This is a genomic window from Chryseobacterium sp. UF-81 (genome assembly GCF_058245105.1).
Window position 1 is genome coordinate 95,312 of record NZ_JBSIBX010000003.1, and the last position, 16,919, is coordinate 112,230.

Consider the following 16,919-nt stretch of genomic DNA (forward strand, 5'->3'; position numbering starts at 1 on the left):
CAAAAAATGTTAAGAAATTATAGTAACAGCCGAACGTTGGGAGACAATATCAGATTGGGAACGCTGACTGCATTCACTGCAGGGACTATAAATATCGCCTCTCTGTTAATATTTCTCTCTTTCACATCAAACGTAACCGGGCATTATGCCATCTTGGCTGCTGAGATCAGTAAAGGAAACTGGTCCCAGGTGGCTGTGGTGGGAGCATGGATCTTCCTGTTCTTCTTCGGAAGCTTTATGTCCAATTTCATAGTGATCAACTTCAATAAAAAGAGTAAATATTTTGCCCATTCCATGCCCATCGCTTTGGAAATCATATGTTTACTGTTTGTGGGGATATATGGACAGTTTTATTACCAGAAAACACTGGAGGAAACTGAATATCTGGTGGCGCTGATGCTTTTTGCCACCGGGCTTCAGAATGGGCTTACAGCAAGTATATCCAATTTTTCAGTGAAAACGACCCATCTTACGGGTACTACCACCGACCTTGGAATCCTGCTTTCCATGTTTACCCAGAAAAGATACAGAAAGAATGGAGAGCTGATCGGAAGGGCAAAACTGCTTATGAGCATCATGGCGGCCTATGTTTTGGGAGCTGTGTTCTCGGGGCTTACCTATTATTATCTTGAATTCAGGGTGTTTTATGTGATCAGTATCTGTCTTTTAGTGGTGATTGGTTATGATGCCTATAAGATTCATATAAGGCACTTTAATACCAAATACCGGTACAGCAGAATCTATAAAAAGCCTACTGTGCTGGCTTATCTGTACGACAAAGTCCACGGCACTCCCAAAAAGAAAGAAAAAAGAACACTTGCTTTTGATGAATAAACAATAAATAAATACATATCAAATTTTTTGTAAACTAGCTGTGAAGCACCCTTTTTCAATTATCGAAAAGGGGTGTTTTTTTTATTCAGGAGTTTCAGAGAAAAGAAGTTTAAATTTTTTCAACGCAAGTTTTATTATTGAAACCGTTCATTTAAAGGCTGCAAAGAAGAGAATCAATCAAAGATTGATTCGATTAAGCGGATACATTACCCTATAGCTTAATCAGTGGCGTAGCTACAGCCTTTGCTCTTCTCTAAATCATAAGTTCTCCAAATAAAACTTTGCGTTAAAAAATAACAGCCTTATTTACCCCATCATTCACCAACTTTTTTAAAACGATTGGAGCCATACAGTATAAGGAAATGTGATTAAAATGTTGATAATTAAATTTTAATTCACCGTTTTATTGTTTTAATTCCCGTTTCCATTGACTATTTTTGTAAGTTGATTATACGTTTTATGTCAGATATTATTCAGCTTTTACCGGATCATGTAGCCAACCAAATCGCGGCAGGAGAAGTGGTGCAGAGACCTGCGTCCATAGTGAAGGAACTTTTGGAGAATGCTATTGATGCAGGAGCATCCAAGATAGAATTGATTATCAGAGATGCCGGAAAAAACCTGATCCAGGTGGTGGATGACGGTAAAGGAATGTCTGAGACCGATGCCAGAATGGCGTTTGAAAGGCATGCTACGTCAAAGATCAAAGGAACAGAAGATATTTTTAAGATCGTTACAAAAGGATTTCGGGGCGAGGCATTGGCTTCTATCGCTGCAGTTTCTCAGGTTGAGCTGAGAACAAAGCAGAATGATGCCAAGATCGGTACGAATATCTATATTGAGGGCGGCGTTTTTCAGTTTCAGGACCCGATACAGACTGCCGACGGGTCTAATTTCCTGGTTAAGAACCTGTTTTACAATGTTCCGGCCAGAAGAAAGTTCCTTAAAAATAATAATGTTGAATTCAGGCATGTTATTGATGAATTCCAACGTGTTGCCCTGGCTCATGAAAACCTGGAATTTTCCCTGTTTCATGATGATGAGGCTGTTTTCAGATTAAGAAAAGGAAGCCAGATGCAGCGCATTGTGGATGTTTTCGGACGTAAACTGCAGCCACAGCTGATTCCCATTAAAGAAGATATTATCTGGTGTAAGCTTCACGGATTCGTTGCGAAGCCGGAAGGTGCTAAAAAATCCAGAGGCGAACAGTTTCTTTTTGTGAACGGAAGATATTTCAGGAGTCCGTATTTCAATAAAGCAGTTCAGGAAGCTTTCGAAGGGTTGCTTCTGCCGGGCTATGTGCCTACATTTTTCCTATATCTTGAAATGGATCCGGAAAAAATAGACGTGAATATCCACCCTCAGAAAACAGAGGTGAAATTTGAAGACGAGCACCTTATTTTTGCCCTTCTCCGTTCCACCATTAAAAGATCCCTGGGAATTTACAATGTTTCTCCGAGCCTTGATTTTGATAAAGATCCGGAAATGGATGCGATGATGAACAAACCCTTTCCGAGCAAAGGAAACGGTGGAGGTGGTGTGATCAAAATGCCTGAAATTATAGTAGACAAGGACTACAATCCGTTTATTGAAGAAAGAAATGTACGTCCCGAAGAGATCCAGAACCTGACGGAAATGTACCATCAGAATATTACAGCAGAGCCTTCAAAGATCAATTTATTTGAAGACGAAGATTTTGATGAAGACCTCATGAGACTGCCGAATGGCTACTGGCTGTTCAATAAAGGTGATGTAACCCTGATGCTGGATCTGGGAAGAATGCACAGGCTGATAGTTTCGGAAAATAATAAAACATCAAAAAAAGCCAATATTAACCCAAACAGCCACACGCTTCTGTTTTCACTGGAGTATCATATGAATGAAATAGAAAAGAATAAATACAATTCTTTCAAAAAATTTCTTCCTGAACTTGGGTTTGACATGAAAATTGCACATGAAAGCGTGCTGAGGATAGATGCACTTCCGGAAGGACTGAAAGAAACCCAGGCGATGAAGTTCCTGGAGAACCTTTTTGAGATCCTGGAATATAAAACCGAAGAAGAATTTATGCAGTTTTATCTTAATCAGTGGAATAAAATGCATTCAAAATCAAGGTTTGATTTTATCTATAAAAAAGATGCGGAGCAGGTGATCAAAGATTTTACAGCTTTAGGCTTTCCGGAATTTCTGCCGGATGGCAAAAGATGCTTTTATGAAGTTCCGTTTAATGATTTTAAAAACAAATTTTAAAAATGTTCAACAATATACCACCCATTACCAGGAATATTATCATTATCAATGTTATCGTATTCATTGGGACATATTTTCTTGGAAATCAGGTCATCGGCTATCTTGCCGGTTTTTATCCTTTTTCACCGTTTTTCCATTCATGGCAAGTTATTACTCACATGTTTATGCATGGAAGCATCATGCACATCCTGTTTAATATGCTGACCTTGTATAGCTTCGGGCCTATCCTGGAACAGACCTTAGGGGATAAAAAATATTTAATACTCTATTTTCTAAGTGGTTTAGGAGCATTTTTCCTTTTCAATTTATGGAATTTTGTTGAAGTACAACAGCTTACCAATGAACTGCAGCAACTCGGATTCAATGTCAACGCCTATCTTTCAGGTGCAAGTGTAGGATTTAGCGGAGACGCAGCATCAGTTCTTAAACAGAAAGAATTGTTGGAGAGTTTAAAAGGGATTGTGGCAACGCCTATGGTTGGTGCTTCCGGAGCTATCTTCGGAGTAGTGGCCGCTTTTGCAACCCTTTATCCTGATTCAAAAATCATGATGATGTTTATTCCGGTTCCGATCAAGGTAAAATACCTGATGCCGATTGTCATTGTGGTGTCCATATATCTGGGTGTTTCAGGAAACGGTGGTGGTATTGCCCATCTCGCCCATGTCGGAGGAGCATTAGTTGGCTGGATTCTTGCAAGGATCTGGAAGAAACATCTGTATAGATTCAATTAGAATATTTGTGAAAGTCTTCCGTCTTATTATATTAATCCTGCATGTAGGCGTTTTGTTCCTGCTGCTTTGTACCTTTATGAATGCTTATGTTCCGCCTAAAATATTTCCGTGGTTCAATCTGCTTTCTTTAGGCTTCCCTGTCCTTATTGCTATCTACGCCGTATTTACGCTTTTCTGGCTTTTCAGCTGGAAAAAAAGAACTTTTGTATTTATGCTGGCCGGTCTTATCTTTTTGAGCCCCGTACAAAGATGGGTGAATTTTTCTTCTGATAAAAAAGAAACAGCAGATCTGAAGATCATAACTTTTAATATCAAAGGAGGATTAATAGGAGCTTCTGATATTGAGAAATATCTGAACAATGCCAATGCAGATGTCGTTATGCTGCAGGAGGCCGGTAAAAAAGTTTCTGTTAATGGAATGAATGCAATTAATAATAATGGGATTCTTAAAGTCTTTTCAAAACATAAAATTATAGACTCCAAAGAATTGATCAAGAGCGATTATGAAAGTAATAATGCCTATGCTTCCCAGGCAGATATTGAAATTAGAGGTAAAATATACCGTTTTATCAATATTTATTTAGAGCCGTTTAAATTTGAAAAAGGGATGATCAAAATGGATGGGGTAAAAGAAGAGGATGAAAGAAAGCTGAAAAATATTGTTAAAAGACTTATTCCGGTTTTCAAAAAACATCAGGACCAGGTGGGAGCAATCAAAGAAGCTATTGATAATTCGCCTTATCCCGTGATGGTGACGGGAGACCTTAATTCTGTTCCCAATTCTTACGAATATTATCACTTATCTGAAGGGCTTGACGACGCTTTCGTAAAAGCGGGAAAAGGCAGCGCGACAAGCTTTCACGACTATAAATTTCCAATAAGAATAGATTATATTTTTACTTCGAAATCTATTCTGCCTGTTACCTATCAGGTAGACCGGACTATAAAGCTTTCAGATCATTATCCGGTGGTAGCCACATTTTCAATAAGCCGCTAATAATCATAAAATTAGTTAAAGTAACAGCCTTGGTAAGGTTTTTGATGAAAAAAATGTACCCTAGACCGTTACTTCATGAAGCTGAGTCAATTACTGCTGTTTATACATATTGCTGTTGCCGTGCTGCTCCTTTGCACATTAGGTAATGCATGGATTCCGCCTAATTTTTTAGGCAGTCTTAACCTTCTTTCCCTTGGGTTTCCGTATCTGATTTTAATATATGTCTTACTGACACTGGTCTGGATTTTTAAAAGAAAGAAAATAGCTATTGCTTTTGTAATGGGCGCGCTTCTTTTTTATAATCCGGTAAGACGATGGGTAAATTTTTCGCCTAAAACAGAAAACTTAAAGTCGATCAGAGATATTAAAGTTCTTACATTTAATGTAAAATACGGAGATTTTGGCTGGGACAAGGTGAAAAAGTACATTACAGATCAGGACGCAGATATTATTCTTGTTCAGGAAAAGGACACCAACAGAGCGATACAGCGTGATATGATAAAATATCCATCGGTTATTCTTAAAACAAAACATAAAATCCTAAGACAGGAACAGCTGATTGAAGATAAAGCAAGAGGAAACTCTTTCTATGCCGATGTAGATATTAACGGAAAGATCATAAGAGTGGTCACGGTTTATCTGGAGCCTTTCAGGCTGCACAAATCAATGCTTAAATTTGACGGTTTTGCAAAGGTAGGAGAGAAAATCACCGATCTCTTCTCTCATATGACGCCAACATTTAAAGCTCATGAGGACCAGATCAGAAAGATCAGAAAAGTAATCGATTTTTCACCTTATCCGGTTATTCTGGCGGGTGATTTTAATTCGGTGCCTAATTCCTATGAATATTATAACCTGGGAAAAGACCTGCAGGATGCCTTTGTTACAGTAGGAAATGGTGCTTCTACCAGCTTTCATGACTATAAAGTTCCGCTTAGGATCGATTATATCTTTACATCAAAATCGATCATTCCTTTAAGCTATAAAGTGGATCATGCTGTAAAATTATCGGATCATTATCCTGTAATTGCAGAATTTCTGCTAAATTAGTTCCATGAAAAATTTACTGTCTGCAGTTTTTATGGTATCATTGTTTTTAATGGCCTGCTCAAAGAAAGAAACTCCGGGTTTCGCTGCTGAGCAGAATATGAAAATTAACTATGATACGGCAGCGGTGGATTCATTCTCGCCGGGAGCAACATCAATAGATATTGTCCGCCAGATCAGAATGTCCTCACAGAAATATCAGGACTCTGTAAAACAGGCCGAAAAACTTCAGAAAGAGGAACAGAAGCTGAAAGAAGATCTTGAGAAAGAAAACAAGAAAAAGCAGGAAGAGGACAAAAAAAAGACCGAAGAAGAGAAGAAAAAGAAAACGGCTGACAACCCACCAGCCAACGGAACAAAAACAGAATAATACATTTAAAAAAATATACAATTATGAAAAAACAAATTTTAGCAGCAGCTGCAGTGGCAGTACTTGCTGTATCATGCTCAAAATCAACGACTAAAACAGAACAGGTTGAAAGTGCGGACGGATCAGTAACAACGACTACAACTACAGTTTCAGAAACACCTACTGCTGTTATAGATACCGCTAAAATAGATAAGGCTAAAGAAAATGTTAAGACTAAAGTGGATGCAGCCGGAAATAAGATAGACGATGCTGCCCAAAAAGCTAAAGAAGACATTAATAAGGCCGGAAAAGATATCAAAGCGGGAGCTAAAGAAGTGGGCCAGGATGTAAAAGATGCTGCTGCAAAAGGAGCCGCTAAAGTAGAAGAAGGAGCAAAAAAGCTGAAGGAAGACCTGAATAAATAATGAAATACTAAATAAAGAAAAACGCAGTCAAATATTTTGGCTGCGTTTTTTATGCGGTATATTCTTTAAAAAGATGGTAGTAGTAAGTTATTGTTCAAATGAAGCCCAAATAGAAAAATAACTTTATATTTCTATTTATTAAGCTCCAGCAAAGGATCTATATATTCCCTGTCGTTGCTTAGTCTCGGGACTTTATTCTGGCCGCCGAGTTTTCCTTTAGACTGTAGCCAGTGGTAGAAAAGATTAGGTTTTGCACTGTGAACAATTGGTCTTTTCAGCGTCAGGTTATTGTATCTTTTGGCTTCATAATCGGAATTGATCGTTTTTAGATGATGATCAAAAGCATCGGTAAAACGTTCCAGATCATCCGGATGCCGGCTGAATTCGAAGATCCATTCATGGGCGCCGCTTTCATTTTCTTTCATGAAAACAGGAGCTCCTGTAAAATCGGTGATGCTTGCTCCGGTAACTTCACAGGCTTTGGACAGGGCAGATTCTACATTCGTGATCATAAGCTCTTCTCCGAATGCGTTGATATAATGTTTGGTTCTCCCCGTAATTTTTATTCTGAAAGGATTGGTTGAGGTAAACACAACGGTATCGCCAATCAGGTATCTCCACAGGCCTCCGTTGGTAGTGATCACCATGGCATAGTTTTTCCCGACTTCAACATCTTCCAGGCTTACAACTTTCGGATTGGAAAAATGAAACTGGTCCATCGGGATGAACTCGTAAAAAATACCGTAATCCAGCATCAGCAGCATCTCATCGCTGTCAGATCTGTCCTGTATCCCGAAGAAGCCTTCGGAAGCATTGTAAATTTCGTAGTAATTGATCTTTTTCCCGATGATCTGCCTGTACTGATCCTTGTAGGGCTTGAAACTGATTCCACCGTGAAAAAAGACCTCTAAATTAGGCCACAGTTCAGAAATATTTCTGCTGTCCGTCTCTTTTAAAACTCTTTGGAGCAGAACCATCATCCAGCTGGGTACTCCAAGGATACTTCCTACATCTTCATTTTTTACTTCTGAAGTGATCGCTTTAAGTTTGCTTTCCCATTCAGACATCAGGGAAACCTTTTTACTGGGCGTTGTGGTGATCTCCACCCAAAAAGGAAGATTGTCAATTAAAATAGCAGAAAGATCGCCGAATTTGGTATTAAAGTCCGCATGTAGCTCAGAGCTTCCTCCTAAACGCAGGTTCTTATTGGTGAACAGCTGGTTTTCCGGATGATTGTTGGCATAGATAGAAACCATGTCCTTTCCTGCCTTCATATGGCAATATTCCAGGCTTTCTGCAGAAATTGGGATAAATTTGCTCTTTGCATTTGTAGTTCCCGATGATTTTGCAAAATGTTTGATGTATCCCGGCCAGCTTACATCCTTATGGCCCTGTCTTGCTTTCTCAATATAAGGTTCAAAATCTTCATAAGTAACGATCGGAACCTTGTTTTTAAAGTCCTGATAGCTCGAAATTGAATTAAAGCCGTATGTCTTGCCGTATTCAGTGTCTTCTGCATGAAACAGCTGCGAAAAGAGTATACCTTTCTGGGTTTCAATGGGATGATCCATGAAATTCTGAATCTGATCAATCCTTTGGCGGATAAACCAATTGACGACAGTATTGAAAAGTGCCTTTGTTGCCATTCCAACAAATATAATAATATTTGGATTTTTAGAGAATTTTTATCGTGTTAAATAAAAAAACCGCTACAAATTATGTAACGGTTCAGTATTTAGATTTATTATTTCTTAGCAATACTCATCAAAAGCTGCCTGAAGATTGGCTGCGATTGCGCCTGCAGGGTTTCCTTCGATGTGATGTCTTTCCAGCATGTGAACTAGTTCACCATCCTTGAAAAGAGCTACACATGGTGAGCTTGGAGGGAATGGAGCGAGGTGTTTTCTTGCTTCTGCTACAGCTTCCGTATCAAATCCTGCAAAAACAGTCGTTAAATGATCCGGTTTTTTATCTCCTGTCAAAGAATATACAACTCCCGGTCTTGCTGCACCTGCTGCACATCCGCATACCGAATTAATTACCAATAGAGTAGTTCCCGGCTGTTTTAAAGCCTCTTCTACCTGCGCTGGAGATGTTAAATCTTCGAAACCTTTATCTGTAAGTTCTGCCTTCATAGGCATCACTAAATCTGTTGGATACATATATTTTGTTTTTATCGGTACAAAGTTAAACAATTCTTTGCGTCTGGTCAATATATAAAAACTATCAACGCTTTAGTCATAAAAAATTAATACAATATTAATATTTCAATAATATTGAAAAAAACATGAAATAAAATTATGAATAACGACAAATATTTATTAAATTTGAAATGATTCTGAAAACAACTGACCATGAAAAAAACATTTACTGCTTTCCCTCGAGCTCACAAATTATTTAATACGACCTGATTTCAGGAGTTATGTGAGAATCTATTCAGTTTTTGAATGATGATAAACTGAATTAATAGTATGAATATCCAAAAATGAATCCCGGAGCGCCAGCGCTCCGGGATTCTTTAATCAAATCGATATGCAAAGGTTGGATATCCTTGTTGTTTTGAGATGCGTGTTACGAGAAACAAGTTTTTACAATAAAAACCCAGAAGCCCGAAACCCGTAACTCTAAGAAAGAAGCTTTTTAGCCATTTCGGAGATACTTTTCCCGTCTGACTTTCCTGCTAATGCTTTTGAAGCGGCACCCATCACCTTTCCTAAGTCTTTGGCAGACTCGGCTCCGGTTTGGGCAATAATATTCTTAATTTCTGTTTCAAGTTCCTCCGGACTGAGCTGTTCAGGAAGAAACTTCTCAATTACTTTCATTTGAGCTTCTTCTACTTCCGCAAGGTCATTTCTTCCCTGTGCCGCGAACTGCTCGAAAGAATCCTTACGCTGCTTGATCATTCTCTGCAGGATAGCAATTTCCTGTTCCGCAGAAACTTCAACGCCTCTCGCTTCAGTCTGTAGATTTAAAATTTGAGCTTTTACAGCTCTCAGAGAGTCCAGAGCAACCCTGTCTTTTTCTCTCATAGCTGTTTTAATCGCTTCGCTTATAGTATTTTCTAAACTCATGGTTTTTGCTTTAAGCTTTAGGCAATAAGCAATAAGCTTTTAAACAGACATCCACAATGGTGGCCTATAGCTTACGGCTTATTGCTTATAGCAGTTAATCTACATCTTTATTTAAAAATCTGTTTTCTCTTACCTGCATGGATCCGTTGTTATCAGAAAGATACGTGTTGATATTCTGGTCGGATGCATTGGTTCCGTCGATGGCGATATTCTTTCTCTTGAAAGCAGGAACAGATTCGAATTCGCTTGTGCTGTCAAAACTTTGATAGCGTGAATTGAATTCTTTTAATTTATTTCTTCTCTCTGAAATTCTTTCCTGATCAACCGCTTTATTCACAAAGGTGAATTCTGACTCAGCTGGTTTTGGCGTTTCAATTTCTGTTTTTTCTTCAAAAGCTGGTTTTGTTTCAGCTTTTGGTTCTTCCTGTCTTGTCTGGAAGATAGCTTCAACTGCCTGAACTGGAATTTCTGTTACAGCACTGGCAGGAGCTGTAAACTCTGCTTTTGGCTGACCGAAATCTGTTTTAGGTTCATTGGATGAAGGCTGATTGTTGACAAAGAAACTGAACTCAACAGGCTTTTCATCTGAGAAAGCACGGGTTGCAGGTGTAGATGGAGTTTCATCTTTTCTGGCATCAAAATCAAACTTAAAAGATTCAATTTCCAGATCATTGGGATCTTCTCCTTCTTCGTCATCATGAGAGAACAGGCTGTAAGACTCTTCTTCTGCTTCACGTTCATTTCTCCAGCTATTCTGTGTATCTTCCTCTTTATCAAAGAATTTTATATCTGTCTTAATTTCTTCTTCTTTAATAATCATTTTTTTTTCAGAAGAAGTCATACCGAACTGAGGAGAGTCATTGTCTTCGTCATCCAGTCTGAACGTATGCTTTCCTCCGAAATCACGTGTTGTTTCAGAAGTAGCATCTCTTTCTTCTCTTGTTTTAAAAGGAGAGGCTTTCGGAGTCTCTAAACTGTCGTTAAGGCTAATTCTGATCTTTTCAGTAGGTCCGGCAAATCTTTTGCTGTCATTTGAAAAACCTGTAGCGATAACAAGAACGCTTACAGAATCTCCCAATTCCTCATCAGCACCTACCCCAAAGATAATATCAGCGGTATTTCCGGCTTCTTTCTGGATATGGTCCATAATTACCCCGATTTCATCCATGGTTACTTCTTCTGCACCACTTCTGATCAGAAGAAGGACATTTTTAGCCCCAGTGATCTTGTTGTCATTCAACAACGGAGAATCCAACGCTTTTTTAACAGCTTCTTCTGCTTTGTTTTCTCCTGAAGCGATACCTGTAGACATCAAAGCCGTACCGGAGTTCTGAAGGACAGATTTAGCATCTCTAAAGTCAATGTTTACATCAAAATAACCGGTAATAACCTCTGCCATTCCTTTTGCGGCATTGGTTAAAACTTCATCGGCTTTTGAGAATCCCTGTTTGAAGCCAAGGTTTCCGAATTGCTGTCTTAATTTATCATTATTGATCACAATCAGTGAGTCAACATTATTTCTTAGCTTTTCAAGACCTATTTCGGCCTGTTCAAGTCTTCTTTTACCTTCAAAGCTGAAAGGAACTGTAACAATACCTACCGTTAGAATTCCCATATCTTTGGCTACTTTGGCAATAACCGGGGCAGCTCCGGTACCGGTACCACCGCCCATTCCGGCTGTAATGAAAACCATTTTGGTATTCTGGCCCATGGATGCCTTGATCTCTTCGATGCTTTCAATAGCGGATTTTTCCCCTACTTCAGGATCTGCTCCGGCGCCAAGACCTTCTGTGATGGTAGTCCCCAGCTGTACTTTGTTGGCAACAGGGTTATTGTCTAAAGTCTGGGCATCGGTATTACAGACTACGAAATCTACTCCGTAAATACCTTTCTCGTACATGTGCTTCAGGGCGTTGTTTCCGCCGCCGCCTACACCGATTACTTTTATGATGGATGAATTTCCTTTTGGCAAATCAAATGAAAATCCTTGTGTACCTATATTTTCCATAACTATGCTTTTTATAATTGATGATTGACGAATGATAACTGATGAGTGATAAATGGCGCGGGCAATAAGCTGTGCATTTTATTTATCAATTATCAATGATCTTCTATCATTTATATTTTACTCTACTTCTTCAAAGAATTTTTTAACTTTTTCCATAAGGGACTGCCCGAAAGTCAGTTTCGCCCTTCTGTTTTCCTGCTGTTCGCTCACAATGGATTGCTCCTGAATTATTGCTGTCGGCTGAGTGTGCTGAACGGTTTCCGTCTGTGCCGGAGCCGTTTCTGCTTTAGCAACTTCTTGCTGAACAGGCTCTTCTGTTTCTGATCCCTGCTTTTTGTCCCGGATCTTTAAACTTTCCATCAGCAAGCCGATTGATGTAGCAAATTCCGGGCCTTTCAGGTACTGGTTTTTATCATTGGCAATATATTCGTTTGCAAAACCGATTCTGCTGTCAAAACCTGTTGTATAATTGGCAAGCTGACGAAGATGCTTTAAGTTGGATCCGCCTCCCGTAAGGACAATCCCTGCAATCAGCTTTTTCTTTTGCTCAAATGCCCCGTAAGCTTTTAATTCTGTATTTACCATTTCCAGGATCTCTTCCACTCTGGCGTTGATGATCTGTGCGAGGGTTTTAAGAGAGATTTCCTTATCCGGTCTTCCATGAAGACCAGGAATAGTGACAAATGTACTGTCTTTTTCTAATTCCGGAACAGCAGAACCGAATTTTACTTTCAATTGTTCTGCATGTTTTTCTATAATGGAACATCCTTCTTTGATATCTTCGGTAATAATTCCTCCTCCGTAAGGGATTACGCAGGTATGACGGATGATATTATCCTTGAAGATGGCAATATCTGTAGTACCACCTCCGATGTCTACAATAGCAACACCAGCTTCTTTTTCTTCTTTGGTTAATACGGCTTCTGAAGATGCCAGAGGCTCCAGGGTAAGGGCTTCCATTTCAAGACCGGCCTCTCTTACACATCTTGCGATGTTTCTGATGCTGCCCATTTGTCCTACTACCACGTGGAAATTAGCTTCTAAGCGTTTTCCGTGCATTCCTACCGGCTCCTGAATTTCACCTTCGGAATCCACTTTATATTCCTGTGGAAGAACATGGATAATTTCTTCTCCGGGAAGCATAACAAGCTTTTTTACCTGATCTTTCAGTGCTTCGATGTCGTCGTCTGTAATAAATTTATCCGGATGCTCACGCATGATATAGTCGGAATGCTGCAGAGAACGGATGTGTTTTCCTGCAATACCTACTGTCACTTTACGGATAGGAACTCCTGCGCTGGACTGTGCTTCAGAAACGGCTGCCTTGATTGAATTAATGGTTTGTGAGATGTTATTCACAATTCCTTTATGAACTCCAAGACTTTTGGCCTTTCCAACCCCGAGAACTTCTATCTTCCCGTGCGCATTCCTCCTTCCGACAATCGCGACAATCTTCGTTGTCCCGATGTCCAGACCTACTGAATACTCTTGATTTTCCATTTTATGTCGATTTGATTTTTTTTCTACTTTTTTCCTTGTTTTCAACCGGGGCTTATTCCGGTTTTTATGCTAAATTGTCCATCAGGACTTTTTTACTCTATTTTTACTTTTGCCTTAGGCTTTGTAGCGGCTGGCTTTTTCTCTGGCTTTTTAGTTTCCTTTGGTTTGACTGTAGTTTTTGGCTTTGCTTTTTCCTTCGGTTTAACTGAAGATGTTTTTGTTTTCTTTGTTTCTGCAGGTTTAGGCAGAAGGTCAGGCTTTTTAACTGCTGCCAGGGCCGGAGCCTTCGCCAGTTCCATATTTCCGGCTTTCAGAATACTGTCGTTTTCTTTGAAATAAGGATTTAAGGTGGTTACAATCTGGTTCTGGTATTTTACAGAAACCATGCTGTACTTTTGGGGATCCTGGAAAACCAGATATTTTTCTACAAAGGTTTTCAGACCTTTTACTTTAAATTCAATATTATCCAGATCTCCTATTTCCACTTTATAATTTCCATCACTGGTCAGAAGGTTATAATCTTCTTTGCTTTTTGAGATCCCGATAAAGAATTTTTTACTGAAATCATCTTTATCAATTTTCTCAACCAGTTCGGCCAGTTTCTGATACTCTTCCGGTTTTACATTTCCTGTTACCAGCATGCATGGATGCGAGTAGGTTTTGGAAATGGGGAATTCGGTCCCTTTTTCATCAACATAAAAGTCTCTTCCTTCTTTATTCAATCTGAAAACAGGAACTCTCTGCTTGATGTCGAGGTACAGTTTTCCGTTTAAGTTTAAATAGACATTGGCACTGTCTACGGCCGGAAGTGAATTGATCTTCTTTTCAAGTGTCGGAATATTCAGGTCTCCTACTTTTCCGGAAGGGTTTTCTTTTTTTACAATTTCCCGGATGTCTTTTTCATCAATGAAGTATACGGGTGTTTTTTCGTTCATTTTTACAGAAATCTTATTGTCCGTAATCTTCTGGCCGCTGAATCTCTTCAATGAGAAACTCAGCAGTAATCCGAGGATGATCACCGTGACAGCAATTTTTAATATTCTGTATTTATTTTTCATATATTTTGTACAATGTAAAAAGTACAGTGTACTATTGTATTTTAATGAGTTACTTTATTAAATGGTTTCTGTACATTAATACTTTTTACATTTTACTTTGTACAGAAGAATTTATCCATTCACAAATAGGATCATACAGGGTATCAATATTTCCTGCGCCTACGGTGAGAAGGATATCAAAATCTTTTTCTTTTATTTTTTCAAAAGCACCGGATAGGTCCGATCTTTCTTTTTTATCTAAATTAACTTTTTCCAGCAGCCAGCCAGAAGTTATTCCTTCAAAATTCTCCTGAAGCTCTCTTGCAGGGTAAATATCGAGGAGGATAAGTTCATCTGCTTTCTCTAAACTTTCTGCAAATCCGTCAGCGAAATCTCTTGTTCTGCTGAAAAGATGCGGCTGAAAAACGACCAAGAGTTTCTTATCCGGGTAAAATGTTCTGATTGAGCTTACTACCGCATTGATTTCCGTTGGGTGGTGGGCATAATCATCGATGTAAATTTTACCATTTGAATAAATATGCTTTGTATATCTTCTTTTAATTCCTTTAAAATTGGCAATAGCCTTTTTCAGCGTTTCAAAATCTACGCCTAAATTGTGAAGGATTGCCAGTGCTGCTGTAGCGTTTTCCACATTATGGATTCCCGGGATTTCCCACACGAAATCTTTAATGGTTTCAGAAGGGGTATGGAAATCAAAATAGATCTTATCGTGTTCCATTCGCAGATTGTCTGAATAATAATCTGCCACCTCATTAACAGCATAGGTTTTATGCTCTCTGCCAACATCCAGTCCTTTTCTTACAAAAAGCTGTCTGTCGTTCGGAACAAGGGCTGCAAACTGTTTGAAACCTTCTTCAATATGGCTTTTATCCCCATAAATATCCAGGTGATCCGCATCGGTTGAGGTTATTACGGCCCAGTCAGGCGATAAGTTCAGAAAGCTTCTGTCATATTCATCTGCTTCTACTACAGAATATTGCGTACCGTTATATAAAAAATTTGATCTGAAATTCTCGGAAATACCTCCTAAAAAGCATGAAAACGGAAGATCGGCCTCTTTACACAGGTGTGAAACCAAAGTAGAGGTTGTTGTCTTTCCATGGGTTCCTGCTACAGCAATACAATCTGTATTTTCTGTGATCAGGCCCAGAACTTTAGCACGTTTTAAAACCTGAAACTGCTTCTGGTTAAAATAATCTAATATTCTCAATATTTTAATGGCGGGAGTATAGATTACCAGAGTGTTTTCTGGTTGAAGCGCAGTTATTCTTTCGTCAATAAGATCTTCAAAAACAATATCAATTCCTTCTTTCATCAACTGGTCTGTAAGCTTGGTATTCGTTTTGTCGTAACCCAGCACTTTTTTACCGGAAGCATTGAAATAGCGTGCCAAAGCACTCATTCCGATACCTCCGATTCCTACGAAGTAATAATTTTGATATGTTTCTAAAATTTTCATTCCTTTTGTATTAATGTATTTTGTAAAATGTATTCATGTATAATACATTTTACATTGTACTTTTTACAGTTTTAAATATCTCGTCTACAATTTCCTTTGCTGCATTAGGTTTGGCAAAATATTCCAGATTCCGAGACATTTCACCTCTTACATTCTCACTGCTGCAGATCTCTTCCAGTGTATTCCAGAATTTTTCCTGCATTTCAGAATCTTTTACCATTCTGGCAGCGTTTTTATCTACCAGATTCATAGCATTTTTGGTCTGGTGGTCTTCCGCTGCAAATGGGAAAGGTACCAGAAGAACCGGCTTTTTAGCTACTGCCAGCTCTGAAATGGCAATGGCTCCGGCTCTTGAAACAATGATATCAGCGGCAGAGTAGGCCAGTTCCATATCTTTGATGAATTCCAGGATCTGGATGTTTCTGCTGTCGGTATCTTTTGTTTCCTCTATAATATCTTTATAATCAAGCTTTCCTGTCTGCCAGATCAGCTGATAATCTTTTGTGATTACTTCATTTAAATGGGATCTCCACGCATTGTTCAGTGTTCTGGATCCTAAAGAACCACCTACTGAAAGGATGGTAAGCTTATCTTTGCTCAGCCCCATTTTTTCTTTTGCCAGAGTGGTCTCCGTCATTCCTGTAATGATATTCTCACGAATAGGGTTACCCAGGAATTTTATTTTTTCAGAAGGAAAGCCTTCCACTTTTGGATAAGCTGTGAAAACTGCTTTAGCTTTCTTACTTAAGATTTTGTTGGTTACCCCTGCGTGAGCGTTCTGCTCCTGAATAAAGATTGGAATTCCCAGCTTGCTGGCCTCATATAAAGCCGGTCCGCTTGCAAATCCCCCTGTCCCCACTGCAAAATCGGGTGAAAAATTCTTAATGATCTTTTTCGATTTAGATAAGCTTTTCAAAATTTTGAAAGGCAGTCCTAAATTTGATAACATATTTCCTCTGTCGATTCCGGCGATATCAATGCCCTCGATTTTATAACCTGCCTGCGGAACTTTTTCCATTTCCATTTTTCCGTTGGCTCCTATGAACAAAAATTCTGTATCAGGAAATCTCTTTTTGATCTCATCTGCAATGGCGATTGCCGGGAAGATATGTCCTCCTGTTCCGCCGCCGGATAATACTACTTTCAGTTTTTTGTTCATTTTTATTATCTTATTGATACCGGTTATTTTG

15 protein-coding genes are annotated in these 16,919 nt (G+C 39.0%); 7 read left to right on the top strand and 8 right to left on the bottom strand.

Features of this window, described 5'->3' with window-relative positions; genetic code table 11:
- Window positions 1-6: 6 nt before the first annotated feature.
- From AC4IFE_RS05870 to AC4IFE_RS05900, 7 genes are all read left to right on the top strand, one after another.
- Window positions 7-834 carry a YoaK family protein gene (locus tag AC4IFE_RS05870; protein ID WP_490755568.1) on the top strand — a complete coding sequence of 276 codons (828 nt, stop codon included), beginning with the start codon at window positions 7-9 and terminating at the stop codon, window positions 832-834.
- 459 nt (window positions 835-1,293) lie between these two features.
- A complete protein-coding gene (mutL, locus tag AC4IFE_RS05875) occupies window positions 1,294-3,084 on the top strand; it encodes a DNA mismatch repair endonuclease MutL (RefSeq protein WP_490755569.1) in 1,791 nt (596 codons plus the stop codon).
- Between the two features lie 2 nt (window positions 3,085-3,086).
- Window positions 3,087-3,815, top strand: coding sequence for a rhomboid family intramembrane serine protease (locus AC4IFE_RS05880; RefSeq protein WP_490755570.1), 729 nt, complete (start codon window positions 3,087-3,089; stop codon window positions 3,813-3,815).
- A gap of 7 nt (window positions 3,816-3,822) precedes the next feature.
- Window positions 3,823-4,812 carry an endonuclease/exonuclease/phosphatase family protein gene (locus tag AC4IFE_RS05885; RefSeq protein ID WP_490755572.1) on the top strand — a complete coding sequence of 330 codons (990 nt, stop codon included), beginning with the start codon at window positions 3,823-3,825 and terminating at the stop codon, window positions 4,810-4,812.
- A gap of 75 nt (window positions 4,813-4,887) precedes the next feature.
- Window positions 4,888-5,862: an endonuclease/exonuclease/phosphatase family protein gene (locus tag AC4IFE_RS05890; protein ID WP_490755573.1), complete on the top strand. Its 975-nt coding sequence runs from the start codon at window positions 4,888-4,890 to the stop codon at window positions 5,860-5,862.
- 4 nt (window positions 5,863-5,866) lie between these two features.
- On the top strand, window positions 5,867-6,229 hold the full coding sequence (locus AC4IFE_RS05895; protein WP_490755575.1) for a hypothetical protein: 363 nt from the start codon (window positions 5,867-5,869) through the stop codon (window positions 6,227-6,229).
- A 23-nt stretch (window positions 6,230-6,252) separates the two neighbouring features.
- Complete coding sequence (locus tag AC4IFE_RS05900; RefSeq protein WP_490755576.1) at window positions 6,253-6,633, top strand: hypothetical protein; 381 nt, start codon at window positions 6,253-6,255, stop codon at window positions 6,631-6,633.
- A 131-nt stretch (window positions 6,634-6,764) separates the two neighbouring features.
- Here the strand turns inward: AC4IFE_RS05900 and AC4IFE_RS05905 are convergent, their stop codons facing one another.
- The 8 genes from AC4IFE_RS05905 to murG all read right to left on the bottom strand — a co-directional run bounded on the left by AC4IFE_RS05905 (window position 6,765) and on the right by murG (window position 16,888).
- Window positions 6,765-8,279 carry a GH3 auxin-responsive promoter family protein gene (locus AC4IFE_RS05905; protein ID WP_490755577.1) on the bottom strand — a complete coding sequence of 505 codons (1,515 nt, stop codon included), beginning with the start codon at window positions 8,277-8,279 and terminating at the stop codon, window positions 6,765-6,767.
- 105 nt (window positions 8,280-8,384) lie between these two features.
- Window positions 8,385-8,795, bottom strand: coding sequence for a BrxA/BrxB family bacilliredoxin (locus AC4IFE_RS05910; RefSeq protein ID WP_034701172.1), 411 nt, complete (start codon window positions 8,793-8,795; stop codon window positions 8,385-8,387).
- 462 nt (window positions 8,796-9,257) lie between these two features.
- On the bottom strand, window positions 9,258-9,704 hold the full coding sequence (locus AC4IFE_RS05915; RefSeq protein WP_490755578.1) for a GatB/YqeY domain-containing protein: 447 nt from the start codon (window positions 9,702-9,704) through the stop codon (window positions 9,258-9,260).
- Between the two features lie 94 nt (window positions 9,705-9,798).
- A complete protein-coding gene (gene ftsZ / locus AC4IFE_RS05920; protein ID WP_490755579.1) occupies window positions 9,799-11,712 on the bottom strand; it encodes a cell division protein FtsZ in 1,914 nt (637 codons plus the stop codon).
- Between the two features lie 117 nt (window positions 11,713-11,829).
- Window positions 11,830-13,212, bottom strand: coding sequence for a cell division protein FtsA (gene ftsA, locus AC4IFE_RS05925; RefSeq protein ID WP_490755581.1), 1,383 nt, complete (start codon window positions 13,210-13,212; stop codon window positions 11,830-11,832).
- Between the two features lie 92 nt (window positions 13,213-13,304).
- Entirely contained in the window at window positions 13,305-14,270 is a 966-nt protein-coding gene (locus AC4IFE_RS05930) for a cell division protein FtsQ/DivIB (RefSeq protein ID WP_490755583.1), read from the bottom strand.
- An 85-nt stretch (window positions 14,271-14,355) separates the two neighbouring features.
- On the bottom strand, window positions 14,356-15,729 hold the full coding sequence (gene murC, locus AC4IFE_RS05935; RefSeq protein ID WP_490755584.1) for a UDP-N-acetylmuramate--L-alanine ligase: 1,374 nt from the start codon (window positions 15,727-15,729) through the stop codon (window positions 14,356-14,358).
- A 49-nt stretch (window positions 15,730-15,778) separates the two neighbouring features.
- A complete protein-coding gene (gene murG, locus AC4IFE_RS05940) occupies window positions 15,779-16,888 on the bottom strand; it encodes an undecaprenyldiphospho-muramoylpentapeptide beta-N-acetylglucosaminyltransferase (RefSeq protein ID WP_490755585.1) in 1,110 nt (369 codons plus the stop codon).
- Window positions 16,889-16,919 lie beyond the last annotated feature (31 nt).

Excerpts from the sequence above, each read along its gene's own strand:
- AC4IFE_RS05880 (WP_490755570.1), top strand. The coding sequence starts at position 3,087 with ATGTTCAACAATATACCACCCATTACCAGGAATATTATCATTATCAAT.
- AC4IFE_RS05915 (WP_490755578.1), bottom strand. The coding sequence starts at position 9,704 with ATGAGTTTAGAAAATACTATAAGCGAAGCGATTAAAACAGCTATGAGA.
- AC4IFE_RS05905 (WP_490755577.1), bottom strand. The coding sequence starts at position 8,279 with ATGGCAACAAAGGCACTTTTCAATACTGTCGTCAATTGGTTTATCCGC.
- AC4IFE_RS05890 (WP_490755573.1), top strand. The coding sequence starts at position 4,888 with ATGAAGCTGAGTCAATTACTGCTGTTTATACATATTGCTGTTGCCGTG.
- ftsA (WP_490755581.1), bottom strand. The coding sequence starts at position 13,212 with ATGGAAAATCAAGAGTATTCAGTAGGTCTGGACATCGGGACAACGAAG.
- AC4IFE_RS05895 (WP_490755575.1), top strand. The coding sequence starts at position 5,867 with ATGAAAAATTTACTGTCTGCAGTTTTTATGGTATCATTGTTTTTAATG.
- AC4IFE_RS05870 (WP_490755568.1), top strand. The coding sequence starts at position 7 with ATGTTAAGAAATTATAGTAACAGCCGAACGTTGGGAGACAATATCAGA.
- murC (WP_490755584.1), bottom strand. The coding sequence starts at position 15,729 with ATGAAAATTTTAGAAACATATCAAAATTATTACTTCGTAGGAATCGGA.
- AC4IFE_RS05910 (WP_034701172.1), bottom strand. The coding sequence starts at position 8,795 with ATGTATCCAACAGATTTAGTGATGCCTATGAAGGCAGAACTTACAGAT.
- ftsZ (WP_490755579.1), bottom strand. The coding sequence starts at position 11,712 with ATGGAAAATATAGGTACACAAGGATTTTCATTTGATTTGCCAAAAGGA.
- murG (WP_490755585.1), bottom strand. The coding sequence starts at position 16,888 with ATGAACAAAAAACTGAAAGTAGTATTATCCGGCGGCGGAACAGGAGGA.
- AC4IFE_RS05930 (WP_490755583.1), bottom strand. The coding sequence starts at position 14,270 with ATGAAAAATAAATACAGAATATTAAAAATTGCTGTCACGGTGATCATC.
- AC4IFE_RS05900 (WP_490755576.1), top strand. The coding sequence starts at position 6,253 with ATGAAAAAACAAATTTTAGCAGCAGCTGCAGTGGCAGTACTTGCTGTA.
- mutL (WP_490755569.1), top strand. The coding sequence starts at position 1,294 with ATGTCAGATATTATTCAGCTTTTACCGGATCATGTAGCCAACCAAATC.